General features: G+C 66.6%; 25 protein-coding genes. 16 read left to right on the top strand and 9 right to left on the bottom strand.

The window, feature by feature from the left end:
* Window positions 1-6: 6 nt before the first annotated feature.
* Window positions 7-327 carry a hypothetical protein gene (locus MKCMC460_RS15915; RefSeq protein ID WP_236983370.1) on the bottom strand — a complete coding sequence of 107 codons (321 nt, stop codon included), beginning with the start codon at window positions 325-327 and terminating at the stop codon, window positions 7-9.
* 242 nt (window positions 328-569) lie between these two features.
* On the opposite strand from MKCMC460_RS15915, the gene MKCMC460_RS15910 reads away from it, so the two are divergent.
* Entirely contained in the window at window positions 570-1214 is a 645-nt protein-coding gene (locus MKCMC460_RS15910) for a cutinase family protein (protein WP_236983371.1), read from the top strand.
* A 55-nt stretch (window positions 1215-1269) separates the two neighbouring features.
* Here the strand turns inward: MKCMC460_RS15910 and MKCMC460_RS15905 are convergent, their stop codons facing one another.
* From MKCMC460_RS15905 to MKCMC460_RS15895, 3 genes are all read right to left on the bottom strand, one after another.
* Entirely contained in the window at window positions 1270-2682 is a 1413-nt protein-coding gene (locus MKCMC460_RS15905; protein ID WP_236983372.1) for a PPE domain-containing protein, read from the bottom strand.
* A gap of 287 nt (window positions 2683-2969) precedes the next feature.
* On the bottom strand, window positions 2970-3404 hold the full coding sequence (locus MKCMC460_RS15900) for a hypothetical protein (RefSeq protein WP_236983373.1): 435 nt from the start codon (window positions 3402-3404) through the stop codon (window positions 2970-2972).
* Between the two features lies 1 nt (window position 3405).
* Window positions 3406-4215: a 1-acyl-sn-glycerol-3-phosphate acyltransferase gene (locus MKCMC460_RS15895; protein ID WP_236983374.1), complete on the bottom strand. Its 810-nt coding sequence runs from the start codon at window positions 4213-4215 to the stop codon at window positions 3406-3408.
* 397 nt (window positions 4216-4612) lie between these two features.
* On the opposite strand from MKCMC460_RS15895, the gene MKCMC460_RS15890 reads away from it, so the two are divergent.
* Genes MKCMC460_RS15890 through MKCMC460_RS15880 form a run of 3 tightly spaced genes read left to right on the top strand, consistent with a single transcriptional unit; the run spans window position 4613 to window position 7684 of the window.
* Complete coding sequence (locus MKCMC460_RS15890) at window positions 4613-5869, top strand: glycosyltransferase family 4 protein (RefSeq protein ID WP_236983375.1); 1257 nt, start codon at window positions 4613-4615, stop codon at window positions 5867-5869.
* Window positions 5863-6621: a class I SAM-dependent methyltransferase gene (locus MKCMC460_RS15885; protein WP_236983376.1), complete on the top strand. Its 759-nt coding sequence runs from the start codon at window positions 5863-5865 to the stop codon at window positions 6619-6621. Before MKCMC460_RS15890 ends, MKCMC460_RS15885 begins: the two co-directional genes overlap by 7 nt.
* Entirely contained in the window at window positions 6608-7684 is a 1077-nt protein-coding gene (locus MKCMC460_RS15880; RefSeq protein WP_238304542.1) for a prenyltransferase, read from the top strand. Before MKCMC460_RS15885 ends, MKCMC460_RS15880 begins: the two co-directional genes overlap by 14 nt.
* Before the next feature lie 13 nt (window positions 7685-7697).
* On the opposite strand, the gene MKCMC460_RS15875 is transcribed toward MKCMC460_RS15880, so the two are convergent.
* Window positions 7698-8354 carry a class I SAM-dependent methyltransferase gene (locus MKCMC460_RS15875; protein WP_236983377.1) on the bottom strand — a complete coding sequence of 219 codons (657 nt, stop codon included), beginning with the start codon at window positions 8352-8354 and terminating at the stop codon, window positions 7698-7700.
* A gap of 117 nt (window positions 8355-8471) precedes the next feature.
* Window positions 8472-8750 carry a hypothetical protein gene (locus MKCMC460_RS15870; RefSeq protein ID WP_236983378.1) on the bottom strand — a complete coding sequence of 93 codons (279 nt, stop codon included), beginning with the start codon at window positions 8748-8750 and terminating at the stop codon, window positions 8472-8474.
* Window positions 8751-9037: 287 nt separating this feature from the next.
* On the opposite strand from MKCMC460_RS15870, the gene MKCMC460_RS15865 reads away from it, so the two are divergent.
* A complete protein-coding gene (locus tag MKCMC460_RS15865) occupies window positions 9038-9478 on the top strand; it encodes a Fur family transcriptional regulator (RefSeq protein WP_236983379.1) in 441 nt (146 codons plus the stop codon).
* A gap of 47 nt (window positions 9479-9525) precedes the next feature.
* Window positions 9526-11742 (top strand): catalase/peroxidase HPI, encoded by a 2217-nt coding sequence (gene katG, locus MKCMC460_RS15860; RefSeq protein WP_236983381.1) that lies wholly within the window; start codon window positions 9526-9528, stop codon window positions 11740-11742.
* 117 nt (window positions 11743-11859) lie between these two features.
* On the opposite strand, the gene MKCMC460_RS15855 is transcribed toward katG, so the two are convergent.
* Window positions 11860-12660, bottom strand: coding sequence for a DUF1906 domain-containing protein (locus tag MKCMC460_RS15855; RefSeq protein ID WP_370652826.1), 801 nt, complete (start codon window positions 12658-12660; stop codon window positions 11860-11862).
* A 170-nt stretch (window positions 12661-12830) separates the two neighbouring features.
* Here MKCMC460_RS15855 and MKCMC460_RS15850 point away from each other — a divergent pair, with 170 nt between their 5' ends.
* From MKCMC460_RS15850 to MKCMC460_RS15820, 6 genes are all read left to right on the top strand, one after another.
* Window positions 12831-13481 (top strand): cutinase family protein, encoded by a 651-nt coding sequence (locus tag MKCMC460_RS15850; RefSeq protein ID WP_236984121.1) that lies wholly within the window; start codon window positions 12831-12833, stop codon window positions 13479-13481.
* Between the two features lie 1096 nt (window positions 13482-14577).
* The gene (locus MKCMC460_RS15845) at window positions 14578-14877 is read left to right on the top strand and encodes a PE family protein (RefSeq protein ID WP_236983383.1); all 300 of its coding nucleotides are present in this window, start codon (window positions 14578-14580) and stop codon (window positions 14875-14877) included.
* 39 nt (window positions 14878-14916) lie between these two features.
* Window positions 14917-16107: a PPE family protein gene (locus MKCMC460_RS15840; protein WP_238304541.1), complete on the top strand. Its 1191-nt coding sequence runs from the start codon at window positions 14917-14919 to the stop codon at window positions 16105-16107.
* Between the two features lie 66 nt (window positions 16108-16173).
* Window positions 16174-17373: a PPE family protein gene (locus MKCMC460_RS15835; RefSeq protein ID WP_236983386.1), complete on the top strand. Its 1200-nt coding sequence runs from the start codon at window positions 16174-16176 to the stop codon at window positions 17371-17373.
* Window positions 17374-17436: 63 nt separating this feature from the next.
* A complete protein-coding gene (locus MKCMC460_RS15830; RefSeq protein WP_236983388.1) occupies window positions 17437-18255 on the top strand; it encodes a family 16 glycosylhydrolase in 819 nt (272 codons plus the stop codon).
* A 723-nt stretch (window positions 18256-18978) separates the two neighbouring features.
* Complete coding sequence (locus MKCMC460_RS15820; RefSeq protein ID WP_236983390.1) at window positions 18979-19992, top strand: NADP-dependent oxidoreductase; 1014 nt, start codon at window positions 18979-18981, stop codon at window positions 19990-19992.
* On the opposite strand, the gene MKCMC460_RS15815 is transcribed toward MKCMC460_RS15820, so the two are convergent.
* A complete protein-coding gene (locus MKCMC460_RS15815; RefSeq protein WP_236983391.1) occupies window positions 19989-20588 on the bottom strand; it encodes a TetR/AcrR family transcriptional regulator in 600 nt (199 codons plus the stop codon). The two genes, MKCMC460_RS15820 and MKCMC460_RS15815, sit on opposite strands and share 4 nt — an antisense overlap.
* A gap of 86 nt (window positions 20589-20674) precedes the next feature.
* Here MKCMC460_RS15815 and MKCMC460_RS15810 point away from each other — a divergent pair, with 86 nt between their 5' ends.
* The gene (locus tag MKCMC460_RS15810; RefSeq protein ID WP_236983393.1) at window positions 20675-21589 is read left to right on the top strand and encodes a haloalkane dehalogenase; all 915 of its coding nucleotides are present in this window, start codon (window positions 20675-20677) and stop codon (window positions 21587-21589) included.
* Between the two features lie 76 nt (window positions 21590-21665).
* A complete protein-coding gene (locus MKCMC460_RS15805; protein WP_236983394.1) occupies window positions 21666-22853 on the top strand; it encodes a sensor histidine kinase in 1188 nt (395 codons plus the stop codon).
* An 11-nt stretch (window positions 22854-22864) separates the two neighbouring features.
* Here MKCMC460_RS15805 and MKCMC460_RS15800 read toward each other — a convergent pair whose 3' ends face one another.
* Window positions 22865-23512 (bottom strand): response regulator transcription factor, encoded by a 648-nt coding sequence (locus MKCMC460_RS15800; protein WP_236983396.1) that lies wholly within the window; start codon window positions 23510-23512, stop codon window positions 22865-22867.
* A 243-nt stretch (window positions 23513-23755) separates the two neighbouring features.
* Between MKCMC460_RS15800 and MKCMC460_RS15795 the strand changes: the two genes are divergently transcribed.
* Window positions 23756-24082 (top strand): hypothetical protein, encoded by a 327-nt coding sequence (locus tag MKCMC460_RS15795; RefSeq protein ID WP_236983398.1) that lies wholly within the window; start codon window positions 23756-23758, stop codon window positions 24080-24082.
* 47 nt (window positions 24083-24129) lie between these two features.
* The gene (locus tag MKCMC460_RS15790) at window positions 24130-24942 is read left to right on the top strand and encodes a hypothetical protein (RefSeq protein ID WP_236983401.1); all 813 of its coding nucleotides are present in this window, start codon (window positions 24130-24132) and stop codon (window positions 24940-24942) included.
* Window positions 24943-24945: the final 3 nt, after the last annotated feature.

Below are 24945 nucleotides of genomic sequence, written 5' to 3'. Positions count from 1 at the left end.
GTGCCGCTACTGCGGCGGGGGCACCAGCGGAGGCTGGCAGGTATTGGTCCCCGGGTCCCACCACCAGCCGTTATCGCAGGCCAGCGGCTGCGGGCCGACCCCCAGCGGGCGGCACACGTTCGCGGTGGGATCCCACCACTGGCCGTCTCCGCACGCCAGCGGTTGTGGCCCCACCCCCAGCGGTCGGCACACCTTGCCGGTCGGATCCCACCATTCACCGGCACCGCAATCCGCCGAGCTCACTGCCGGGTTCACCATCGTGACGACCGCCATCGGTGCCACCACCATCGCGGCCACGGTCAACAGCCGGCAAACCATCGACCACATTGCGCACCTCATCTCGTGATGTTCCAGTCTGTCATCGGTGATTCGATGACGAGCGTATTTGCCCGCTTTTCCCGCCGCGAGCGGTTGCCAAACTCAGCGGCCGTAGGAAGCCCGGACGGTTCGGCAAACCCCTCAGCCGCGACCCTCTCCCGCGGGATCGGCGGCTCCCGATTTGCGAGCGTTCTGGTGCAGCCGGCCGACCGCCGCCAGCACCCTGCGGGGCGGTATGCCAGGATCGGGGCATGACTGCCCGCAGCCTTGCCCCTATCCTCGGTGTCTTCGTTACGGCGACGTGGGCGCTGCTGAGCGTGCCCTTGGCCATCCCGTCCGCCGGTGCCGACCCTTGTGCGGATGTCTCGATAGTGTTCGCGCGCGGCACCCACCAGGAACCGGGACTCGGTAACATCGGCCAGGCGTTCGTCGACTCCCTGACCTCGCAGATCGCCGGCAAGTCCGTCGAGGTCTACGCGGTCAACTACCCGGCCAACGACGACTACCACAACAGCGCGTCGGCCGGCGCCGACGACGCCAGCGCACACGTCCAGGGCACCGTGGCCAGCTGCCCCAACACCAAGATCGTGCTGGGCGGCTACTCCCAGGGGGCCACCGTGATCAATCTGGCCAGCAACCAGATGCCGCCGGCGACCGCCAGCCACGTTGCCGCAGTCGCGTACTTCGGGGAGCCGTCCAGCGGCTTCTCCAGCGCGCTGTGGGGCGGCGGTCCGCTGCCGACGCTGAACCCGGCCTACGGCGGCAAGCTGATCAGCCAATGCGCCTCTGATGATCCGATCTGCACCGGCGGCGGCAACATCATCGCCCACGTCACCTACATCGAGAACGGCATGGTCGAGCAGGCCGCCACCTTCGCAGCCAACCGGCTCAAGTAGCTGCACTCCCGGAGCGGTGGGCAGCGCCGAATTTCGCGGAAGTTCGGCGGCAGGGTCAGCGCGGCAGCAGGCGCCGCTTCTGCTCGGTGAATTCTTCGTCGGTGAGGATGCCCGCATCGCGCAGCGACGCCAGCTCCCGTAGCTCGGCGGCAATGCTGGTGATCGGGCCGCCGAGGGGGGCCGCTGGGACGGCCTCGTCGGTGCCGTGCCCGCTCGCCTCGGTTTTCGCGTCGGCGTCTCCCTTGACGTCGCCCTTGCCCTCCGCCGGCCGCTTGGTCACGCCGCCGAGCCGCTCGCGGGTGCGCGTCCCGGCGCCACCGGATCCGGTGGTGCCGGCCATCGCACGACCAGCCATGCCGGCCAGCGCCATCTGGCTGAACACGCTCCCGGCGCCGGAGGCCTCGGCGGCCGCGGCAGCGCTGCTAGCCGGCAAGGCCATCGCGGCGAGCCGCACGTTCGGGGCCGCCGTCGTCCAGCCGGCGGGCACCGACAACGCGCCAACCGAACTGGCCTCCCCCAGTCCGGCCGAGACGCCGGGGTTGATGACCGGGAACGACGTCGGCGTGGCCGGTCCGGTCCCGGGCCACGTCTCGACACCTGCCCAGCCGCTGACGATGTCATCGGTGTGTTCACCGATGTAGTAGCCGTTGATGTCGTAGGGCAACGCGGTACCGGCCAGGATTCCGTCCAGGGTCAGTCCCGATGCACCGAGCTCCGGATCGAGGAAGATGCCGCTGAGGTCGCCCAACAAGTCCAGGATTTGCAGGAGCGACAGGCCGGACACGAGAGGGTCGGTCACCGCGGCCGGGGCGGCCATACTGGTCAAGGTGTCGGGGACCGCCGAGAACGCCTGAGTCGCCGTGGTGACGGCGCTCTGCACCTGTCCGGCAGAGGTGCCGCTCGCTTGTGCCACGGCGGCGGCCTGGGCCGGCAACCCGCCGGAATTGGTGGTGGACTCGGGCTCGGTGAACGGGGTCAGCGTGGTCGCCGCCGCCGACGCCGCGGCGTAGCTGAGCATGGCGGCCGAGTCCTGGGCCCACATCTCCGCGTACTGGGTTTCGGTCAGCGCGATCGCCGGAGTGTTCTGCCCGAAGAAGTTGGTGGCTACCAGCGTCGCCAGCAGGGAGCGGTTGGCCGCGACGACCGGAGGCGGCACCGTTTCGGCGAAAGCGGTCTCGTAAGCGACGGCCGCCGCTTTCGCCTGGCCGGCGGTCTGTTCGGCCTGCACGGCGGTGGCCTGCAGCCACGCCACGTAAGGGGCGGCGGCTGCGGACATCGACGCCGACGCCGGGCCCACCCAAGGGGCGGCGGTCAGCGTAGAGACCACCGACTGATATGCACTCGCCGTCGAGTACAAGTCGGCGGACAGCGCGTCCCACGCGGCGGCCGCACCCAGCATCGAGCCCGAGCCGGGACCCGCGTACATCAGCGCCGAGTTGATCTCCGGCGGCAGCATTCCGAAGTCCATGGCGTTCCCTCCGATCGATGTGGTCGGACGCGAGCCCGTACGCTCCCATGCCTGTGGCCGCCCGCCGACGGATGAATTTCCGTCGCGGGCCGGCCACCGTGGCACCCCCCTGTCGCTGCAGCGTCGAGCTGTAAGCACGTTGCTGTGTTACGGCAGGTTCGACTATATGTTGCCCGCCGTTCGCACAGCCTTCACCAATAAATCACACAATTGCCTCGCGGCTTAAATTTCGGCGCCGGGTAAAGGGCGTGCTCATGGTCACAAATCGAGCCGCGTTCGAGTTCCGTCTACCGCTCGAACTCCAGGTGATGGCGTATCTCTTCGGCCGCGGCTTCCAGATTGCGGGTGACCAACCCGCGCCCGAGCCATTCGCTGAGCCGGGCGACGCCGAGTCCGGTGGTGGTGAAAGTCAGCGTCAGAGTGAGCCGGCTGAACTCGCGGTGCGGTTCGGCCAGGGCTGAGAAGGAATGGCGGGTCCCCTGCACCGACCGCCACTTCAGCAGGCTGCCGGTGGGCGTCGCAATGAGCACCCGCCCGCCCAGTTGGATGGTGCCGCTGTCCAGATAGACGTCCCACAGCTCGCCGTCGTCGCGGGCCTGGATGAACTTGCACCGGCTGAAGATCGAGACCTGAGGGAACAGGCTGTGCGGGTCGGTGACGAACCGGCCGCTCTCGGGAAACGGACACTTGATATCGCGGGTGACGCTGACTGTCTGGGTCATGTCAGCGAACCAGCGGGACGATGGTCTTGCTGGCCAGCTTCGACAGCCCGACCTGCATGACGCTGGTGACGTAGGCCGCCGCGTGATCCCAATCCGGTTCGTCCCCGAACCGGGCCCGTACGTCGATGGGATCGAGCACCTGCATGCGGATTTTGGCCGGCAACGGAAAGTGCGGCAACGGCAGCGGCGACAGTCCCCAGGGGATGCTCAGGGTCATCGGCATGCTCTTGACGCGGGCCAGCTTGTCCAGCCGGAGCAATTGTGCGGTGCGCCGGCCGTCGTTGAGCACGATCAGGGTGTCGTGACCACCGGTGGCGACCACCGGCACGATCTTGACGTTGCACTCATGCGCCAGCCGCAGGTATCCCTTGCGGCCGGAGAACACGATCTTGTTCCGGTCGCGCCATGGCCGCAGTGCCTCGACGTCGCCGCCCGGGTACACCAGAGCCGAGCCGTCACATGCGAAGACGCGTTCGGCGAAGGAGTGCGCGGCGGGAACTACACCGAGCTTGCGGGTCAGCCCGCCGATGAACGGCGCGGCCGCGATGGTGTCGTGTGCCAGCGCGTAGAGCGGCCGGCCTTCGACGGTGAAATAGGTGTTGTAGGCGAGCAAGAAGATGAAAGTGTCCGGGGTGGCGCCCCCACCACTGTGGTTGCCCACGAACAGCACCGGCTCATCCGGCACCTTCTCGAAACCGTTGACCTCGGCCCGGAACCACACTGTCGAGGCCAGCCACAGGGGCGGCAGGATGGCGCGAATGAACTCTGGATCGCGGTGGCGGAGTTCCTTCGGGAGGCGTGGCCGGGTCATCACGATGAGACTAAACCGATTCGACGGGTTTTTAGCCCGATCGACCTCGGCACGGCGCGGCCAAGGTCTCCGCTCGCGCCGGCCGACGGGCCGTGTCGTAGCTTGGGACCAACGGGTTGGGGTGCTCCCCCGGCGAGCAACGTGGGGGAAGCGAACATGCGACAAGTCCGAGACAGTCTGCGAGACAGGCTTGGTGGTCGCCCAAGTGCGGCGCGAACGCCGCACGCGGGCGGCCCGCTTGGCGTGATCGTCTCGGGAATGCGTTTGCGCTGTTTAGCCGACCGAACTATCATCTGGACACATGTCCAGTTTGCTGCCGCACCGTTCTCGGGTTCGTTGACCGCAATGGGATTGGTGCCCTTCCCTCCATTCGGTCGTTGGCGGTAAAGGGTTGACTATGCGAATTGCTCTGCTGTCCTACCGGAGTAAGGATCACTGCGGCGGGCAGGGTGTCTATGTGCGTCATCTGAGCCGTGGTCTGGTAGATCTCGGCCACGACGTCGAGGTGTTCTCCGGTCAGCCATACCCCGAGTTGCTCGACCCTCGGGTGCGCCTGACCAAGGTGCCGAGCCTGGATCTGTACCGCGAACCGGACCCCTTCCGGGTGCCGCGGCCGAGCGAGATCCGTGACTCGATCGACCTGCTCGAACTCGCCACCATGTGGACCGCGGGGTTCCCGGAGCCGCGGACCTTCACCTTGCGGGTGGCCCGGATACTGGCCGAACGGGCCGCCGACTTCGACGTCGTCCACGACAACCAAAGCCTGGGCACCGGGCTGTTGACCATCGCCGACACCGGCATGCCGGTCGTGGCCACCGTGCACCACCCCATCACCCGGGACCGGGTGCTCGATCTCGCGGCCGCGAAGTGGTGGCGCAAACCGTTGGTGCACCGCTGGTATGGGTTCTCCAACATGCAAAAGCAGGTGGCCGCCCAGATTCCCGACCTGCTGACGGTGTCGTCGTCGTCCGCGCAGGACATCGTCACCGATTTCGGTGTGTCGCCGGACCAGCTGCACGTGGTGCCGCTGGGCGTGAATACCGATCTGTTCCAACCGGTTTCGCTGCCCCGGCAACCGGGCCGGGTGATGGCGATCGCGAGCGCCGACACGCCCCTGAAAGGCGTCAGTACGCTGCTGCACGCAATCGCCAAGTTACGGATGAACAGAGATCTGGAGCTGCGACTGGTCGCACGGGTGGAACCACACGGGCCCACCCACAAACTCATCGCCGAGCTCGGCATCTCCGACATCGTCCACATCGCCAGCGGGTTGTCCGATGCCGACCTTGCCGCATTGTTCGCCTCAGCGGAGGTTGCCTGCATTCCCTCTCTCTACGAAGGGTTTTCGCTGCCGGCCGTGGAGGCCATGGCGAGCGGAACCCCGATCGTGGCCAGCCGGGTGGGTGCGCTACCCGAAGTCCTGGGGACCGACGGCGCCTGCGCGGAATTGGTGGCCCCCGCCGACGTCGACGCGCTGACCAACGCCCTGGGCCGGCTGCTCGACTCGCCGGAGACGCGGCGCAGGATGGGCAAGGCGGGCCGAGAACGCGCGGTGAGCGTGTTCAGCTGGGAGGCGGTGGCCGCCCAGACTGTTCGGGTGTACGAGCGGGCCATCGCCCGCGTCGGCAACGCCGAAGGTGCGGCACCGTGCTGACGGTCGACTTTGATCGCCTGGCTGTCGGGCCGGCCACCACCGTTATCGACGTGGGTTGCGGGGCCGGTCGGCACGCGTTCGAAGCGTACCGGCGCGGCGCGGACGTGGTCGCGTTCGACCAGAACGAAGACGACCTACGTTCGGTGGACGCCATTCTGCGCGCGATGGCCAACAACGGCGAGGCGCCTGAGGGTGCTGCCGCGAAAGTCGTTCGCGGCGACGCACTCAACCTGCCGTACGCCGACGAGACATTCGATTGCGTGATCGCCTCGGAGATCCTGGAGCACATTCCCGAGGACGACGCCGCCATCGCCGAGTTGATCCGGGTCCTCAAAGTCGGTGGCAGGTTGGCGGTCAGCGTGCCGCGCTGGCTCCCCGAGCAGGTCTGTTGGCTGCTGTCCGAGGAGTACCACAGCAACGACGGTGGCCATGTGCGTATCTACCGGGCCAGTGCGCTGCGGGACAAGATCCTGGGCAGCGGACTGGAATTGACCCACACGCACCATGCGCACGCATTGCACTCTCCGTTCTGGTGGCTCAAATGTGCTGTGGGCGTGGGCAATACCGACCATCCCGCTGTCACCGCCTACCACAAACTGCTGGTGTGGGACCTGATGCAACGGCCCAAAGTCACCCAGCTGGCGGAGAAGGTGCTCAATCCGCTGGTGGGTAAGAGCGTGGCACTGTATTTCGCCAAGCCCCGGCCTACCGGAAGTCAAACGGAACAAGGGTATTCAGTTGCATCGGGATAACCCGCCGGCGGTGCCCGGTGTCCTCACGCCAGAGCAGTGCCGGCAAACTGCTGCATCCATTGCCGCGGCGCAGGAACCCTCGGGTGCGATCCCCTGGTTCGCCGGTGGCCATACCGATCCCTGGGATCACGTGGAAAACGCGATGGCGCTCACCGCGGCCGGACTGCTGGAGCCGGCCCGCGCTGCGTTCGACTGGTGTCGTCGCACGCAGCGCGCAGACGGTTCCTGGCCGCTGCAGATCCGTTCCGGTGTCGTCGAAGATGCCAACAGCGACAGCAACTTCTGCGCCTACATCGCCACCGGCGTCTGGCACCACGTATTGATCACCGGTGACGAGGACTTCGCCACCGAGATGTGGCCGGTGGTGCAGAAGGCCATCGACTTCGTCATCGATCTTCAGGTCGGTTACGGTGAGATCTGTTGGGCCAGAAGCGAAGCCGGGCCGGTGCCGGAGGCGCTGCTGACCGGCTGCTCGAGCATCTTCCACAGCATCCGGTGTGCCCTGGCGCTGGCCGCGTTCATCGGGGAACCACAGCCGGAATGGGAACTGGCGGTAGGACGTCTGGGTCATGCGCTGATTGCGCACCCCGAGGTGTTCACCGAGAAAGACCGTTACTCCATGGACTGGTACTACCCCATCCTGGGCAGCGCGCTGCGGGGTCCGCAGGCCGCAGCCCGCATCAAAGGGCGTTGGGACGAATTCGTGGTGGGCGGTCTGGGTATCCGGTGTGTGCTGGATCGGCCCTGGGTCACCGGTGCCGAAACCTGTGAGCTGGTGCTGGCTCTCGACGCGATCGGTCACCGGACCGCCGCGCATCGGCAGTTCGGCGCGATGCAACATCTGCGCGAAGCCGACGGCTCCTACTGGACGGGTCTGGTGTTCGCCGACGGGAAGCGGTGGCCCGAAGAGCGCACCACCTGGACCGGGGCGGCGATGATCCTGGCCGCCGATGCGCTGTCCGGCACCACGCCGGGCAGCGGAATCTTCCGCGGGGATGCGTTACCGCTGGGCCTGCAGACCGACTTCGACTGTGAGTGCGTGCCGGCCGGGCCCGGCCGCTAGCTGCTCGTTCAGCTCAGACCGGGGCGCCGACTTCGCCGCCGGTGCGTTCCAGCACCCGCAGTGAGCCCACCGCGCGGATCTCGGTGAACTGACCGGAATCCAGTGCGCGGCAATAGATTTGGTAGGGAGCCCGGCCGCCGTCGGCGGGGTCGGGGAACACATCGTGGATGACCAGCGCCCCGCCGACGGACACCCACTTCGCCCAGCCGTCGAAATCGCGGTCCGCCGCTGCCTCGGTGTGGCCTCCGTCGATGAACAGCAACTGCAGCGGCGCGCGCCACCCCCGCGCGACGACCGGGGATTTGCCGACCACCGCGACGACGTGTTCGTCGAGCCCGGCGGCGTCCAGTGCCCGGCGAAAGGAGGGCAGCGTGTCGAACAGTCCGGTGACCTCGTCGACCAGGGAGGCGTCGTGGTACTCCCAGCCCGCCTGGTGCTCTTCCGATCCGTGGTGATGGTCGATCGTGTAGAGCACACTGGCGGTCTGCATCGCCGCGGCGCCCAGCATCAGGGCGGACTTGCCGCAGTAGGTGCCGATCTCAACACCGACGCCGCCGTCGAGGTAGCGCAGCGCAGCTTCGTAGAGTGCGCGGCCCTCGTGTTCGGGCATGAAACCGGGCACCCGCTCGGCGAGGGCGAACAACCGCCGGCTCGCATCGTCATCGCTCATCAGCTGAACTTAACGGCCGCGCCGACGGCGCTGGTAACCCGGTGGCGTTCTGTCTCGAAACCTTGCTGGGTCTAGGCAGCGGCAACCGAACTGGACAGCCGTCCGGTCGCCTCGAGATCAGAGGTGCGGGGCTTCGGAGATTTTGCTGTCGGGCTTGCCCAGCGTCTGGCACCACGTCTGCGTCGACGCACGGGTCGCGGTGACCTTGATGGACTCGGGCTCGGCGCCGCTGGCGTCCTTGAGCATCTTGGTGACTTCTTCGGTCTGCTTCTTCTCGTCTTGCGTCACGAAATCCTTGCACTTGGTGTCGCCACCGGTGTTGATGACCTGGGAGGGCGAACAGCCGGTGAACATCAGCGTCGCGATGACGATCACGGCCGGTGCAATGCGCTTCATCGGTGGCCCTTCTGCAGTCGGGATAGTAGCTACCTAGTACACCCGGGTCGGGATTTCCAAACGCTGCCGGGTCCGGCGATGAGTATTAGCTCCGCGGCCGGTGGCATGCCGCCCTTCTCCGGCGGACTATCTCCGGCGCGTCGCCGGGGTCGATGGACCGGGCGGTCACCGGCTGATCGAGGCGTTGCGGCTCGCGGTTCCGTCGCCCGATGTCCGTGGACCACACGGCGAAATCCAGAGTTGGCAGACTCTTGACTGATTCCAGATGAGCGCGAAATATGGGCCGTGTGTCCTCAGCTCAGGATTACGCCGAGCAATTGCGATTGGCGGATCTGCGGGTGACGCGACCACGAATCGCGGTGCTGGAGGCGGTGCAGGTTCATCCGCACGCCGACACCGACACGATCTTCTCCGCAGTCCGACTCCGCCTGCCTGACGTCTCCCGGCAAGCGGTGTACGACGTCTTGGGCGCTTTGACGTCCGCGGGACTGGTCCGGCGGATTCAGCCGTCCGGGTTGGTGGCGCGCTACGAGTCGCGGGTGGGAGACAACCATCATCACGTGGTGTGCCGCTCGTGCGGAGTGATCGCCGATATCGATTGTGCGGTGGGCGATGCCCCGTGCCTGACGCCGTCGGACGACAACAACGTCTTGGATGGCTTCGTTCTCGACGAGGCCGAAGTCATCTATTGGGGCCTGTGCCCCGACTGTTCGAGTGTTGATTCCTGATCACAACCGTGATCGCAGCCCGTTTCACCTAACCCGGAAGGAATGTTGTGTCATCCGAGACAGCCGAGAACACGGCCAGCGCCAGTGAGAGTGAAAATCCGGCGATCCCGTCGCCCAAACCGAAGTCGCATGCGCCGCGGACCAATCGGGACTGGTGGCCGGACCAGATCGACGTGTCGAGGTTGCATCCGCACTCTCCGCAGGCCAACCCGTTGGGCGACGACTTCGACTACGCCGCGGAGTTCGCCAAGCTCGACGTCGAAGCGCTCAAAGCCGACCTGGTGTCGGTGATGACCACCTCGCAGGACTGGTGGCCCGCCGACTACGGGCACTATGGCGGCTTTTTCATCCGGATGAGCTGGCACGCCGCTGGTACCTACCGGATTTTCGACGGGCGTGGCGGCGGCGGCCAGGGCCTGCAACGGTTCGCCCCGCTCAACAGCTGGCCGGACAACGCCAGCCTGGACAAGGCACGCAGGCTGCTGTGGCCGGTCAAGAAGAAGCACGGCAACAAGATCTCCTGGGCCGACCTGCTGGTGTTCGCCGGCAACGTGGCCCTGGAGTCGATGGGTTTCAAGACCTTCGGTTTCGGCTTCGGCCGCGAAGACGTGTGGGAGCCCGAGGAGGTCCTGTTCGGCGAAGAGGACGAGTGGTTGGGCACCAACAAGCGCTACTCCGGTGAGCGCGACCTCGCGCAGCCCTATGGCGCGACCACCATGGGCTTGATCTATGTCAATCCCGAAGGGCCCGAAGGCAAGCCGGACCCGGTGGCGGCAGCGCACGACATCCGCGAGACGTTCGGCCGGATGGCCATGAACGACGAGGAGACCGCAGCGCTCATCGTCGGGGGCCACAGCTTCGGCAAGACCCATGGCGCCGGCGATGCCACCCTCGTCGGGCCCGAGCCCGAGGCTGCCCCGATCGAGCAGCAGGGGCTGGGGTGGAAGAGTTCCTACGGCACCGGCGTGGGCAAGGACGCCATCACCAGCGGCCTGGAAGTGGTGTGGACACCTACCCCGACCAAGTGGGACAACAGTTTCCTGGAGACCTTGTACGGCTACGAATGGGAGCTGACGAAGAGTCCCGCGGGAGCCTGGCAGTACACCGCCAAGGACGGTGCCGGCGCGGGCACCATCCCGGATCCGTTCGGTGGGCCGGGCCGTGCCCCGACGATGCTGGTCACCGACGTGTCGCTGCGTGAGGACCCGATCTACCGCGAGATCACCTCGCGGTGGTTGAAGAACCCCGACGAGCTGTCGGAGGCTTTCGCCAAGGCGTGGTACAAGCTGTTGCACCGCGACCTGGGTCCGATCACGCGCTATCTGGGCCCGTGGGTCGCCGAACCGCAGCTCTGGCAGGACCCGGTTCCGGCCGTCGACCACGAACTGGTCGACGAGAACGACGTCGCCGCGCTGAAGAGCAAGGTGCTCGACGCCGGCCTGTCGGTTCCGCAACTGGTGAAAACGGCTTGGTCGGCGGCGGGAAGCTACCGCAACACCGACAAGCGCGGCGGAGCCAACGGCGCCCGGATTCGGCTGGAACCGCAGCGCAGTTGGGAGGGCAACGAGCCGGCTGAGCTGGACAAGGTGCTGTCCGCTCTGGAGCAGATTCAGCAGGACTTCAACGCCTCCGCCGCCGGCGGCAAGAAGATCTCGCTGGCCGATCTGATCGTGCTGGCTGGCTCCGCCGCGGTGGAGAAGGCGGCCAAGGACGCGGGCCACGAGATCACCGTGCCGTTCACGCCGGGCCGGACCGATGCCACGCAGGAGAGCACCGACGTGGAATCCTTCGCCGTGCTCGAACCGCGCGCCGACGGCTTCCGCAACTATTTCCGTCCCGGAGAGAAGGCCGCACTCGAGCAGTTGCTGCTGGAGCGGGCCTACTTGTTGGGCGTCACCGGGCCGGAACTGACGGTGCTGCTGGGCGGCTTGCGGGTCCTGGGCGCCAATCACGGCGGCAGCAAGCATGGTGTGTTCACCGACCGCACCGGCGTGTTGAGCAACGACTTCTTCGTCAACTTGCTCGACATGGGCACGGAGTGGAAGCCGTCGGAGTCCGCGGAGAACGTCTACGAGGGACGCGACCGCAGCACCGGCGACCTCAAGTGGACCGCGACGGCGAATGACCTGGTGTTCGGCTCCAACTCGGTGCTGCGCGCCCTCGTCGAGGTGTACGCACAGGACGACAACCACGGCAAGTTCGTCGAGGACTTCGTCGCGGCCTGGGTCAAGGTGATGAACAGCGACCGGTTCGACATCAAGTAGCGATTGATTGCAGTGCGGCACCCCGCGAGCGAGGGCTCGCGGGGTGCCGTGCGTTCAGCGACACGCGCCCGTCGGCGTTGATCGTTGCAGCGATTGGCCGTGCCGGCGATCGACGATTCAGCGATTCAAGTCCCATTGCCCGTAGTCGGACGCCAGGATGTCGTCCACATCCACCCGGATGCCGCCCATGACCGGACCGTCCAGCACTCGTTGATACAGCACCGCGGCGGGTTCGCGCTGCCCGTGTGACCAGCCGATCGTCTGCCATGCCCAGCGGTGGCCCGGGGTGGACGAGTTGCCGATGACGCCGTCTCTGATCGCCCACCCGCACACCTGGTAGCTCCCGTAGATACCGGAGCGGCCGACCCCCAAAACCGAGTTGATGCCTCGAAACCACGGCAGCGCAACAGAATTCCAGGTATCGGCGTCAATGTCCTCGTCGACGCTGAAGAAGATGGGCGCGGACGGCGGCCCACCGGCGGCAGCGTGCAGACTTTGCGCGGTCTGCGCGTCGGCGACACCGCCGTCGTACCCGCGGGTGTAATCCGAGGGCGAGTCAGGCCAGCCCGGCTTGCCGTACTGGAAGTTACTGACGATGTGCAGACCGGCGGCCCGCAGTGAGTCGGCGTACGCGCGGGTAATGGGCTTCGCCTCGAAGTGTGCGCCCGGACGCTCAGTGGATACGTAATTCACCACGCCGTCATATCCGGCCGCTTTGATCTCCTCGGGCGGGACCCTGCGCTCTGCGAAATCGATCAGCTGGCCGTTGGCGGCCGACGCCTTCGGGGCGCCGCCCGTCGCCGCGAACGTCCCCAGGCCCAGCGCGACCGGAACGGCGGAATATCGCAGGGCGGATTTCAGGGCTGCCCGCCGGGTGATCGGGCGCATTTCGCGTTGACCTGGTGATTCAGCCGGCATCGCGCGATGGTAACAAAGCGGCCTCGGCGCCCGGCGTCTTCCTCGGCCGCGACCCCGGTGACCGCCGGCCAGGCCGCCGGATTATTCCGCGAGCCACAACGGGGCGGTGTCGTTACGATCGTGCTGTGCCCGCTCTGAACGTCCGCAAATCGGTTGATCTCGGCTTCGCGGTGATCGCTTCCGTGGTCGCGTCGTGGTGTGCCGCCGTGTTGCTACCCGCCGGAACGCCCGGTGCGCCGCCCCCGGCCGGCGCGGCGAACTGTCCGGATGTAGAGGTCGTCTTTGCCCGCGGTCGGCTGGAATCGCCGGGGACCGGGGTGCTGGGCAATGCGTTCATCAATTCATTGAGCTCGAAGGTCGGTGGCCGCAGCATGGGCACCTACGCCGTCAAGTACCCCGCCGACACCGAGATCGACGTCGGTGCCAACGACATGAGCCGTCACATCCAGTACATGGTCAATAGCTGCCCCAACACCCGTCTGGTCCTCGGCGGGTATTCGCTGGGCGCCGCGGTCACCGATGTGGTGCTCGCGGTGCCGATGAGCGCGTTCGGATTCGACAGTCCACTGCCCGAAGGCACCGACCAGCACATCGCCGCGGTCGCCTTGTTCGGTAACGGCAGTCAGTGGGTGGGGCCGATCACGAACTTCAACCCGATCTACAACGACCGGACCATCGAGTTGTGCCACGGTGCTGATCCGATCTGCAATCCCGCCGATCCCAACACCTGGAAAGAGAACTGGCCGCAACACTTGGCCAGCGCTTATGTGAAGGACGGAATGGCCAATCAGGCCGCCGACTTCGTCGCGGGCAAGCTGTAGCGGCAGGCAGTCTTAGCTGCGTCGCGCCGACCGGCGGGCGGCGCTGCGGCCTGCGAAGGCGGGTGGCGTCCGCCGGCCCGCGAGACCGCCCTGGATCCGCCGGGCAATCACCAGCACAGCCAGGCTGGCGGCGGCCCTGCCCACGGCTACTCGACTGGTGCGTCTGCGCCACGACGTCGGTCGGAGCCGGGGTGCCGACCGACTGCTTGCGTGTCGGCCGACTTGATAACCGGTGCCTAGAGCCGTCACCAGTGCGAACGCGACCAGAAGCGCCGTCATGAGGATCAAGCGTCCTTGGTCGGGGTTGCGGCACGGTCACACCGCAGCTACGCCTCGGCCACCGATGCCGCAACGCTCGTGCCCCGGGAGGTCGCCCAGCAAACCTTTCGTCGGCGTCGGCCGACCGGGAATAAAATCACCGCGAGAATAACGCGGCAGCCGTCGGGGCCGAAAAAGCAAAGCGAACGCAAAATAATCACGGTGAGTGAAATTATTGCTGGCGAGATAGATAATTTCACCATGCGGCGTTCTCTTCGCTGGAATGCCGACTGTGTGCTAAGGGCCGCTCCGGCGGCGGTGATTTCCTGACGTCGGACACGGCGCCGGGGCGGGTGATCGCGGAGTTGCGGCGGGAGCGTCGGGAGTCAACGTCGGCAGGCCATGTCGGGCGCGCAGTGCCGGCCTGCGTAACCCACTCCCCGGCCGGCCCGGAAAAGCAAAGCAGGAAACCGGAATTCACCGGTTATGCGCGTGTACTTCGAGGTCGCACGCCGTGCGGCGGCCGAGGCCGCGCGGCTGAGAATGCGTGGGGTGATCGGCCGCCGGCCGTGCCCCCGCCGCTACCCGCAGGCTGCCGTCCGCGGGCCGCGGCGAAACCAATTCATCATGCCATCGCATCCTGCGTTGAAACTGCGTGAAATCTATGAGGTTCATGTGACTAAAAATCAACGGGATTATTGCCAAAACATCAAGATCAGGGTGTTCTGGCCCCGCGGCGGCGTTGAGCCGATCGGTGCCGAGTCAATAGCGTGTCGAAATAACGGCGACACACAGACGTGCCGTGTCGAACTTTCCCAATCATCACTGGAGGAATTCCATGTCTTTCGTGCGGACTTATCCGGAACACTTGGCGGCCGCCGCCAGCAACCTGCAGTCGCTGGGCGCGGCACTGAACGTCGGGAGTGCTGCCGCGGCGGGTCCGATCACCGGCGTGGTGCCGGCCGCCGTCGACGAGGTGTCCATCCTGACCGCGGCGCAGTTCGCCACGCACGGTCAGCGGTTCCAGGAGTTGAGCGCCCAGGCCGCCAGGATCCAGGCGACGCTGGCCGCGACCCTGGCCACCAGTGGTGGTTCGTACGCCGCGACCGAGGCGGCCAACGCCGCCTCGGCGGGCTGAGTCCAGGCATTAGTCGAAATCAGCTAGGGAGTCGGTGCAGTGGTGGATTACGGGTTGTTGCCGCCTGAAGTGAACTCAGCGCGGATCTACGCCGGGCCGGGTGCGGCCTCGTTGGTGACGGCGGCCACGGCGTGGAGCAATTTGGCGGCCGATTTTCAGGCCGCGGCGACGGGGCATCGTTCGGTGATCGAGGCGTTGACGACGGGGCAGTGGCTGGGTCCGGCCTCAGCCCAGTTGGTCTCGGCGGTCTCGCCGTTTATCACCTGGTTGTCCAACAGTGCCGACCAGGCCGCGGAGGCGGCGAGTCAGGCGGGTGCGGCGGCCAGTGCGTACGAGCAGGCGTTCGCGGCCAGTGTGCCACCGGCGTTGATCGCGGCTAATCGGGCGGAGGTGGCTCAGCTCACCGCGGCCAACATCCTGGGGCAGTACAGTTCGGCGATCTCGGCGCTCGAGGCGCAGTACGCGGAGTTCTGGGCCCAGGATTCGCAGGCCATGTACACCTATGCGAGCAGTTCCGCGCAGGCGACGCGGGTCTCGGAGCTGTCGGCCCCCGCGGAGGTGGCCCAACCCGCCGGGTTGGTCGACCAGGCGCTGGCAGTGTTCAAGGCCGAGGGGCAGGCGGTACAGACCCAGCTCAACAACGCGGGCGCGCAGATCGTGCCGCGGTTCAGCGACGTCATCAAGACGCTGTCCGCGCCGCTCAACGGCCAGGGCACCGCGATCGACCAGTGGATCGTGGCCAATACGCCGTTCGACGACATCGTCCCGCTGTACAGCAAGTACCTGTCGCCTTACGTGAACTCGCTCGCGGCCATGTTGCAGGTGACGCAATCCTTCGGACAGAACAGCAGTGGTATATCCGCGCTCGCCAACCTGGCCAAGCCGGCCGCGTCGGCGGCAAAGGCGGCGGAGGGTGCGGCGTCGGCGGCCGGTGCGGCGGCATCCGGTGCCGGGCAGGCCGCTGCCGGTGCGGCGGCCAACCTCGGCGGTGTGGCGGCGGGTCTGGGCAAGGCCATTCCGATCGGCGGGTTGTCCGCCCCGGCTGGCTGGGTGCCGTGGCACGCCACCACCAGCCCGGGCGTGGCTTCGGCGATTCCGGCTGCGGCCGAAGCCAACAGTTTCCCGATGGCACCCCCGTTCGGGCAGTTCGTCAACGGCGGTTACGGCCGTAATCAGCCGACGTACGGATTCAAGCCCTCGGTCATGGCCAAGCCGCCGGCCGCCGGGTAACCGACCGAATCATCGCAGTGGTCGCGGATCCGACGCGACCCATCAGGCATGAGGGGATAGCGAGCGATGGTCGATTACGGCCTGCTGCCGCCCGAGGTCAATTCCGGGCGCATCTACACCGGTCCGGGGGCCGGTCCGTTGCTGGCCGCAGCAGCGGCGTGGAGTGGGCTGTCCGGCGATCTGCTTGCCGCGGCGGCCGGACATCGGTCGGTGATCACCGAGTTGACGGGGGGCCCCTGGCTCGGGCCGGCCTCCAAGGCGCTGGTCTCTGCGGTGACTCCGTTCATCGCCTGGCTGGAAAGCACCGGGAACGAGGCCGCTGCGGCCGCCAGTCAGTCCTACGCGGCCGCGGCCGCCTACGAGACGGCCTTTGCCAGCAGTGTGCCGCCACCGGTGATCGCGGCTAACCGGGCACTGCTGGCGGCGCTGGTCGCGACCAACTTCCTGGGGCAGAACACTCCCGCGATCGCCGCGACCGAGGCCCTCTATGCCGAATTCTGGGCCCAGGACGCGGCCGCCATGTACAACTACGCCGGCAGCGCGGCGGCCGCCACCCAACTCAACGAGTTGCCCGAACCGGCCGAGGTCACCAACCCCGCCGGAGTGCTGGACCAAGCCAACGCGACGGTGCAGAGCGCGGGTCAGGCGGTACAGGCGCAACTCAACAACGTGGGCTCGCAGGTGGTCCCCCGCATCGGCGAAATACTGCAGACGCTGTCCTCGCCGCTCAACGGTCAGGGCACCGCGATCGACCAGTGGATTGTGGCCAACACCCCGCTCGACGACATCGTCCCGCTCTACTCCAAATACATTTCCCCGTACATCAACTCGGTCGCCGCCTTCGAAACCGCGACGCTGGCCTTCTCCAATGACGCCGCCGGCATCCCGGCCATCATCAACGTCGTCGGCGGTATCATTCCGGCGGCAGAGGCGGCAAAGGGTGCGGCTCAGGCCGCGGGGGCGGCTGCGGCCGGCGCCGCGACCAAGGTCGGCAGCGTGGCAGCCGGCCTGGGCAGGGCCGTTCCACTCGGCGGACTGTCGGTGCCGGCGAGCTGGACCACCTTGTCCGGTGCGACCGGTCCCGCGGGAGTGGCGTCGGTATCCAACAGCACTGCGCTGCCGGCCGCCGTCGAAACCGTTGCCGCGACCGGCAACACCCCGGTCGCCCCACCGTTCGGCCGGTTCATCAACGCGGGTAATGGGCGCAAGACGCCGTCCTACGGTTTCCGGCTCACCTTTATGACGAGGCCGCCGGCGGCCGGCTGAGCGGTCAGGGTGGCGCTCGAAGATATGCACCGGCCCGGGCTCGGCTGCTAGGGTGCGTTGCTAATGCCCGAAATGGATCGCCGCCGCATGCTGCTGATGACGGGCCTTCTGACCGGCTCCGCAGCGCTGGCAGCCCTGCCCTCCCGCGAGGCTCCGGTGGCGCAGGCCGCGCCCAATGGGGCGTCGGGTTCCTACATCTTTCACGACGAGTTCGACGGCCCGGCCGGGTCCGCGCCGGACCCGGCGAAGTGGACCGTGTCGAAAGCCCGCGAAGCGATCAAGGATCCCACGTATTGGGAATTGCCGGAGCATGTCGGGCAATATCGCGACGATCGGCGAAATGTCTTCCTCGACGGCAACTCGAACCTGGTGATCAAAGCGGCCAAGGACGGCGACACCTACTACGGCGGCAAGGTCTTCAGTCCGTGGCAGGGCGGTATCGGCCACACCTGGGAAGCCCGCATCAAATTCGACTGCCTCACTCCGGGCGCCTGGCCGGCGTTCTGGCTGTCCAGCGACGCGCAAGGCGAGATCGACATCGTGGAGTGGTACGGCAACGGTAAGTGGCCGTCGGCGACCACTGTGCATGCCAAAGCCAACGGTTCGGAATGGCAGACTCACAACATCGCGCTGGACAGCGCCTGGCACACCTGGCGAGTTCAGTGGGATGACGCCGGAATGCGGTTCTGGCAGGACTACACCGACGGTGCCCAGCCGTATTTCACCGTCGCGGCCCACTCGCTGCCGGACTGGCCCTTCAACAACCCCGGTTATCAGGTGTTTCCGATCCTCAACCTCGCCGTCGCCGGTTCGGGCGGTGGCGATCCCGGACCGGGCACCTATCCGGCGCAGATGCTGGTCGACTACGTACGGGTCTGGTAGAGGTACCGAAAAATAGCGCAGGTCGCGGGAGTAGTTCGGGGCCGGCAATCACCCGCAATTTGCGGTTTCGCAATCCAGGCAGCGACGTACTTTCGGTAGCAAATCTGTGCGCGTCCGACTACTGGCGGCGGGGGCCGGCGACGAAGGAGTTGGTCGTCAGTCGGCCGGTGCCTGGTCGACTGCCTGCGCAGACATCAGGCAGGCGCGTCGGCAGTGCGGTAGACGCGGGCGCGGTGACCGCCGATAGAGGTTTGACCCGATGCGAGAGCACGCTGCCGGCCGATAAATGCCGGGTGGCGGCGCATCGCCTCGTCGAGTTTGCGTTCGCGGCGCTGAGCTGCAGTCCAAAGCGGGTGCGATTGGAGATCGATTACCTTCGCCCCAGATGCATTCGCCACGATTGTCAACTCCTTTCCGACTTGGATGCGGACCCCCATACCAGGTGGTTTAACCCCTCCGCTACGCAAGGATGCCCAGCAAAGCTGTGACCTAACCGTGTCTGAAGATGAGAATTTGCCGTGAAAACGAGATCGGCCAGTTATCTGCATCACAATTTCCGCGGGGCCAGCCGTTGCGGGCGGTCCGGGAACGAGGCAGACGACGGGCGACGATGTCGCCGCAGCTTGGACATAGGTGGGTTATAACACCGGGCTGCGACACGTCCCTCGGGTCGCATCCGAGGGAGTACCGCCTCCCTTTGAGGCAACGGAGTACGGTTCGCTCATGGCCGATCGGAACCGACGCTTCCTCCTCCACGAACGCCCCACCGGGCGGATCGGCCCGAATACCTTCAAGCTCAGTGAAGAACCGATTCCCGACATCGGTCCGGGCCAGGCGCTGGTCCGTGTCGACTGGATTTCGCTGGACCCGACGAATCGCATGTGGATCACCGACGTGCCGACCTACCTGCCCCCGGTGGGAATCGGTGAGGTCATGCGTGCCGGCGGTATCGGCGAGGTCATCGCCTCGAACAATCCGAACTACCCGGTGGGCAAGACCGTGCAGGGGCTGGTGGGCTGGCAAGAGTACGTCGTCGCCTCCGACGCGATGCCGTTGATGCCGGTCGACGTCGCCGATGGTGTGTCGCCGAGTGCCTACATGGGCGCGCTCGGAATGACCGGGCTTACGGCGTGGATCGGTATCCGTGACATCGGAAAGCCGAAGCCGGGCGAGACGGTGGTGGTATCGGCCGCTGCCGGAGCGGTCGGCTCGGTGGCCGGCCAGCTCGCCAAGGCCGACGGCGCCCGGGTGGTCGGGATCGCCGGTGGGCCGGATAAGTGCGCGCTGCTGACCGACCAGCTCGGATTCGACGCCGCCGTCGACCACAAGGCCGACGATTGGCACGCCCAACTGGTCGCGGCGACACCCAACGGCATCGACGTCGACTTCGAAAACGTCGGCGGCGTCATCATGGACGCCATCTTCGCGCGACTGAATATCGGAGCGCGGGTGGCGCTGTGCGGGCTGATCTCGGGGTACAACGAGGCCGACCCGCCACCGGGGCCGCGCGCCTTCGGCAACCTGCTCATCCAGCGCGCGACCGTACAGGGCTTCATCGTGTTGGACCACTTCGGCCGTACCCCCGAGGCGATCAGCGAGATCTCCGGATTGATCGCGGAGGGCAGACTTACCCCGTTGGAGACCGTCGTCGAAGGCTTCGATCAACTACCTACGGCGATCAACATGCTGTTCGACGGCAAGAACGTCGGCAAGCTGATGGTGAAGATCACCGACTAGCTTTGCGGGGCCAGGTGCCCGTCGAGGAACTCGTGCAGCGCGGGCGCCAGGTCGGCAACGGTTGAACCGTGCAACTTGGCGAGCAGGATCAGGCCCTGGTAGTGCGCGAGTAGTGCATGCGCCAGGCGATCGGGGTCGACGTCGTCGCGCAGCATGTCGGCTGCCGCGGCGTCGCGGCAAATCTGCGCCAGGCCGCGTTCCAGGTCGGCCAATCGCATGGCCAGATGCGAGCGCACTTCCTCGTCCGTAGTCGACAGTTCGGCAGCCAGGTTTCCGAACGGGCAGCCGACAAACCGGCCGAACTGCCCGCGCAGCGCCGACTGGATATCGCCGATCGCCTCGGGGACCCCCGACAGCCGCTGCGCCGGTGTCGCGCTCGGCGGGCCGGCCAGCCGTGTTTGGAAGACCTGCATATGTAGGTCGACGACCGCTTTCGCTACGTCGGACTTCGACGAAAAGTAGTGATAGAAGCTGCCTTTGCGGACATTGGCCGCGGCGCACAGTTCCTCGACGCCGACGTCGTGATAGCTGCGTTGCAGGAACAGCCGGGCCGCGGTCCGCACGATCCGATCGCGCGCATCCGAGGTTCGGGGCATCACCGCAGTCTATTAATAGTTGACTGGTCGGTCAACTATTCGCTAGGTTGTGCCTCGACCGGCCCCCATGAACGGAGATCACAGCAATGAGCCCTGCCGCCCCAGAGGTTTTCCGCACACCCGACACTCGCTTCGACAATCTGCCGGGGTACGACTTCGCGCCGAACTACCTCGACGTCGAAGGGTTGCGCATGCACTACCTCGACGAGGGACCTCGTGACGCGGCGCCCATCGTCTGCTTTCACGGCGAGCCGAGCTGGGCTTTTCTGTACCGCAAGATGCTGCCGCCGCTCGTCGCGGCCGGGCACCGGGTGATCGTCCCTGACCTCGTCGGGTTCGGGCGCTCGGACAAGCCGACCGACCGCCGTTGGTATTCGTTCGATCGGCACAGCGCGTACGTGGCCAAAGTTCTTGGCTCCCTTGGTCTGCAGCACGTGACAGTGGTGGTACAGGACTGGGGTGGTCCGATCGGGCTGCGCTGGGCGGTGGAAAATGCCGATCGCGTGGACGCGCTGATGGTGATGAACACCGGGCTGTTCACCGGCAGCGTCTCCAAAGGCTTCATGGCCTGGCGCGACTTCGCCGAAAAGACACCCGATCTGCCGGTGGGGTTCGTCGTGCAGAGCGGGACCGCCACCGAACTGTCAGACGATGTCGTCGCCGCCTACGACGCGCCTTTCCCCACCGCCGAATCCAAGGCGGGCGCCGCCCAATTCCCGCTGCTGGTCCCGATCACCGAGGATGCGCCCGGTGCCGCGCAGATGCAGGCCGTCACCGACGAACTGTCCCGGTGGAACAAGCCGGCGCTGGTTGCCTTCTCCGACAGCGATCCGGTGTTCCCGTATCCCAAGTCGGGACAATTGTTCTGCGATCTGATCCTCACCGCCGGCGAGCAGGTGCGGGTCGAGGGCGCGGCCCACTTCCTGCAAGAAGATCGAGGTGAGCAACTTGCCGACATCCTGCTCACGCGGCTCGCGGGAGTCCAATCCACCAATCCTTGATGGATAGCTGAAGCTCTGCGTAACAATAGCTCCGATCCGCCGCCGAGCACGCCGCATCGACCCGTTGTAGGAGCAAATGAGAAGCGCCGATGTCGAACAGGTACTCCGCAAACAGCGCCGGCATTCGCTGCAGGGCGGTTCGCTGCTGCGCGTCGGGGTGATAGTGATCATGGCCGGCGCGATGCTGCAGCAGACCCATCCACACCGGTGGCCGGTACAAGCGGCGCTGCTCAGCATCTACGCCGTGACCGCCGGTTGTGCGCTGGTGCTGGCATTCTCCAAACGCAGCAGCGTCTTCGGCAACGACGACGCGATCCTGGTTTTCGCGCTGGTCGACGTGGTGACCGTGTTCGGCTTCAAGTGGCTCTCCCCCGGCGGCTACATGGCGCTGCTGGTGATGGCCCTGCTGCCCCGGTTGATCGCCGTTCAATTGTCGTTGCCGCGCGCGGCTATGGTGCTGGGCGCGAGCGTCGTTTTCTTTACGGTGTCGGCCCTGCAGGATGAGGTGATCGCGCCGCGCCTCGGCGCCGTGGGAACGGTCCTGATCGTGCTGGTTTACACGTTTGTCTGTGCCACAGCACTAATGGTGGTGACATTCCGGCTGCGCAATATCGACGACATGATCCGACTCGCCTCTTCCCGGGAAGCATTGCTCGCCGAGACGATGACCGCGTCGGAAACCGAGCGCAGACACATCTCCGAAGCGATCCACGACGGCCCGCTGCAAGACGTCCTGGCAGCACGGCGTGATGTCTCCGACTATTTGAAAGCCGTACCGGAGGCGCCGTTGCAGCACGCGTTGGCCAGCCTGCACGATGCGTCCCGGCTGTTGCGGGAGGTCACTTTCGAGCTGCACCCGGCCGTTCTCGACCAGGTCGGCTTGGCTGCGGCCGTCGAAAAGCTGGCCGCCGTAACGCAAGCGCGGTCAGGAATAATTATCACGACCGATATCGACTATCCCGTCGCGCACGCCGTCGACCCGATCCTGTTCGGGGTGATCCGCGAGCTGTTGTCCAACGTGGTCCGGCACTCCGGCGCCGACAGCGCATCGGTGAGCCTGTCCGTCGCCGACGCTGTTGCCCGAATCGAAGTGGCGGACAACGGCGTCGGGGTGAGCGGTGACACGGTCGCAGACCGGCTCTCCGAGGGTCACATCGGACTGGCCTCACAACGCGCCCGCATCGAGGCCGCCGGTGGAACGCTGCGCATCATGGACGATCCCGCAGGCGCGCGACTGCGCGTCGAGGTGCCGCTGCGCGGCTGAACCCTCGGAGGTCAGTCCACCAACCGGCGGCGCATCGCCTCGGCGACGGCGGCACCCCGATCGGATACGCCGAGCTTCTCGTACAAGTTCTGCACGTGTGTCTTGACGGTGCTGGGCGACAGATGCAGCTGCGACGCGATCTGCGGAACCGACAGCCCGTCGGCCATCATCGCCACCACTTGACTTTCCCGCTCGGTCAGCAGCGTCGCGGACCCCTTGGCCCGGTGCTTGACCTCGTCGACCAGTCCCCCGGCCACTTCGCTGGGTAGGTAGGTGCCGCCGCCGGCGCACTTGATCACCGCGGAGACGATCTCGTCGCTGTCGGACTCCTTGGTCAGGTATCCCGAAGCGCCCTCGGCGAGCGCCTTGTACACGACCGAACTGTCGTCGAACGCGCTGAGCAGTACCACCCGGGTGGGTAGCCCGTCCCGGCTGATCGCGTGCGTCACCGCCAGCCCATCCAGCTTCGGCATCTTGTAGTCCAGCAGTGCCACCGACGGGTGCAGCTTCCGGATTGCGTCCAGGGCCGCGCGACCGTCGGCGACTTCGGCCACAACCTCGACCCGTCCGCTCGACTTCAGCGCGCGCACCACACCCTGGCGCGTCACGGGGTGGTCGTCGGCTACGACGACTCTGACGCGGTCGGTGGGGTTGACCATCGGCTACTCCAAAGGTTCGCGGCGACAAGGCAGCCCGCCGGCGGACGGGCGTTCCCATTGTCGCCCGCATCACGGACCGCGGCAACGAAGCGCGGCCGTTCGAGCGGCCCCGATCTCCCCCGATCGGTGGAGCGTAATTTCCTCCGCCGAATCAATCCATCGCAGGAAGGGTTCGACGGTTGGGACAAAGCACAGTGGGAGTGAGCAATTCGGCTCGGCACCGTATCTGCGAAAGGTATGAAGATGACCTGCGGGAGCACTGGCTGCACCAGCGAAAACCCGGCTCGGCGGCTGCGATTGAAGCGCTCGGCGGCGGCGGTCGCGGCGCTGGCGTTGGCCGCGTCAACCCTGGCGGTTGCGGTACCCGCACCGGCCCGGGCAGACGCCTGCGGCAGCGTCGACGGCGTGCACGTCTCGATCGAAGGTTGCAGCGACGTTGCCGGCACGGTCGAACAGTATGCTCCCGCAGCGGAATCCGTTGACCCGCCGCCGGGTCCGGCCGGCGATGTCACCGCGTGCGTCGACGTCGGTCGCCGTGTCAGCGTGAGCGGTTGCGTCGGAACTCCTTGACCATCGGGCGTGCTGGGCTGAGCCAGGGGTTCGGTTAGGCTCACGTGATGTGGCCTGGCCTGATCGCCCGCGTTGCCGCCCCGGTGGTCTTGGCTGCCGCTTCGACGCTCGTCGTCGGCGGCTGCGGCGGTGCGCACCAAGGCGCTCCGGGTGCGTCCTCGACTTCGAGTTCAATTGCCGCACAACCGAATCTGGTTGACTGCGCAAACGTCAAGATCGACCTCGGTCCGATGAAGGACCAGCAGGTGCGGTGTGTGCTCACGGTCAAGGGTATGACGCTCGAGGTGTCCAGCGACCCCGCTTGGTCGTTCAGTCTGCGCGACCACGGCGGGGCGGTTCAGCAGTTCAGCGAGCCCACCGAGGAGATCGGTGAAACCGGCGTCGTGCCGCTGTTGCAGGACATCGACAACAGCGGCACGCCGGTGTTGCTGGTGGTTACCGGCCGCGGTGGAACAGGTGGTGAGCCGATGGCCGCGTGGCGGCTCACCGGCTCACCGGCTCGGTTCGTGCGCGCCGGCGAACTGTTCGGTTTCCGCCGCTTCTTCGTCTCCGCGGAGGGATTCTTCGGCAACTATGCTCACTCCAGCGCGATCGCCGGGACCGTGACGCTCTACCGATGGGTGGACGACAAGCTGACCACCGTTGCGGTGCTCGACACCCAGGCCGCCCAGGCGGCACCCGATGATCCGCAGCGGCGATGGGTGCGCAACGGCGACGTGCTGTGCGCCCTCAGCGAGGACGATTACCCGGCCGGTGCCCGTGCCCAGCGCGATGCGGCGCTGCGCGCCGCCGGGATGGACCCGGCCACCGCGCAGGACCGGTTCTGCACCCAGCCGTGGGTTGCCTCCATCTACCGATGAACG

The organism is Mycobacterium sp. 20KCMC460 (assembly GCF_022179425.1).
Classification (GTDB): domain Bacteria; phylum Actinomycetota; class Actinomycetes; order Mycobacteriales; family Mycobacteriaceae; genus Mycobacterium; species Mycobacterium kiyosense.
The sequence above is the reverse complement of the archived record's forward strand: the minus strand, read 5'-3'. Positions and strand labels throughout refer to the sequence as shown.

Bases quoted from the DNA above. Each gene is read 5' to 3' on its own strand.
- MKCMC460_RS15900 (WP_236983373.1), bottom strand. From the start codon at position 3,404: ATGACCCAGACAGTCAGCGTCACCCGCGATATCAAGTGTCCGTTTCCC.
- MKCMC460_RS15855 (WP_370652826.1), bottom strand. From the start codon at position 12,660: ATGCCGGCTGAATCACCAGGTCAACGCGAAATGCGCCCGATCACCCGG.
- MKCMC460_RS15815 (WP_236983391.1), bottom strand. From the start codon at position 20,588: ATGCCCCGAACCTCGGATGCGCGCGATCGGATCGTGCGGACCGCGGCC.
- MKCMC460_RS15875 (WP_236983377.1), bottom strand. From the start codon at position 8,354: ATGAGCGATGACGATGCGAGCCGGCGGTTGTTCGCCCTCGCCGAGCGG.
- MKCMC460_RS15845 (WP_236983383.1), top strand. From the start codon at position 14,578: ATGTCTTTCGTGCGGACTTATCCGGAACACTTGGCGGCCGCCGCCAGC.
- MKCMC460_RS15915 (WP_236983370.1), bottom strand. From the start codon at position 327: ATGTGGTCGATGGTTTGCCGGCTGTTGACCGTGGCCGCGATGGTGGTG.
- MKCMC460_RS15790 (WP_236983401.1), top strand. From the start codon at position 24,130: ATGTGGCCTGGCCTGATCGCCCGCGTTGCCGCCCCGGTGGTCTTGGCT.
- MKCMC460_RS15795 (WP_236983398.1), top strand. From the start codon at position 23,756: ATGACCTGCGGGAGCACTGGCTGCACCAGCGAAAACCCGGCTCGGCGG.
- MKCMC460_RS15870 (WP_236983378.1), bottom strand. From the start codon at position 8,750: ATGAAGCGCATTGCACCGGCCGTGATCGTCATCGCGACGCTGATGTTC.
- MKCMC460_RS15910 (WP_236983371.1), top strand. From the start codon at position 570: ATGACTGCCCGCAGCCTTGCCCCTATCCTCGGTGTCTTCGTTACGGCG.
- MKCMC460_RS15895 (WP_236983374.1), bottom strand. From the start codon at position 4,215: ATGACCCGGCCACGCCTCCCGAAGGAACTCCGCCACCGCGATCCAGAG.
- MKCMC460_RS15830 (WP_236983388.1), top strand. From the start codon at position 17,437: ATGCCCGAAATGGATCGCCGCCGCATGCTGCTGATGACGGGCCTTCTG.
- MKCMC460_RS15890 (WP_236983375.1), top strand. From the start codon at position 4,613: ATGCGAATTGCTCTGCTGTCCTACCGGAGTAAGGATCACTGCGGCGGG.
- MKCMC460_RS15820 (WP_236983390.1), top strand. From the start codon at position 18,979: ATGGCCGATCGGAACCGACGCTTCCTCCTCCACGAACGCCCCACCGGG.
- MKCMC460_RS15810 (WP_236983393.1), top strand. From the start codon at position 20,675: ATGAGCCCTGCCGCCCCAGAGGTTTTCCGCACACCCGACACTCGCTTC.
- MKCMC460_RS15805 (WP_236983394.1), top strand. From the start codon at position 21,666: ATGAGAAGCGCCGATGTCGAACAGGTACTCCGCAAACAGCGCCGGCAT.
- MKCMC460_RS15905 (WP_236983372.1), bottom strand. From the start codon at position 2,682: ATGGACTTCGGAATGCTGCCGCCGGAGATCAACTCGGCGCTGATGTAC.
- MKCMC460_RS15835 (WP_236983386.1), top strand. From the start codon at position 16,174: ATGGTCGATTACGGCCTGCTGCCGCCCGAGGTCAATTCCGGGCGCATC.
- MKCMC460_RS15800 (WP_236983396.1), bottom strand. From the start codon at position 23,512: ATGGTCAACCCCACCGACCGCGTCAGAGTCGTCGTAGCCGACGACCAC.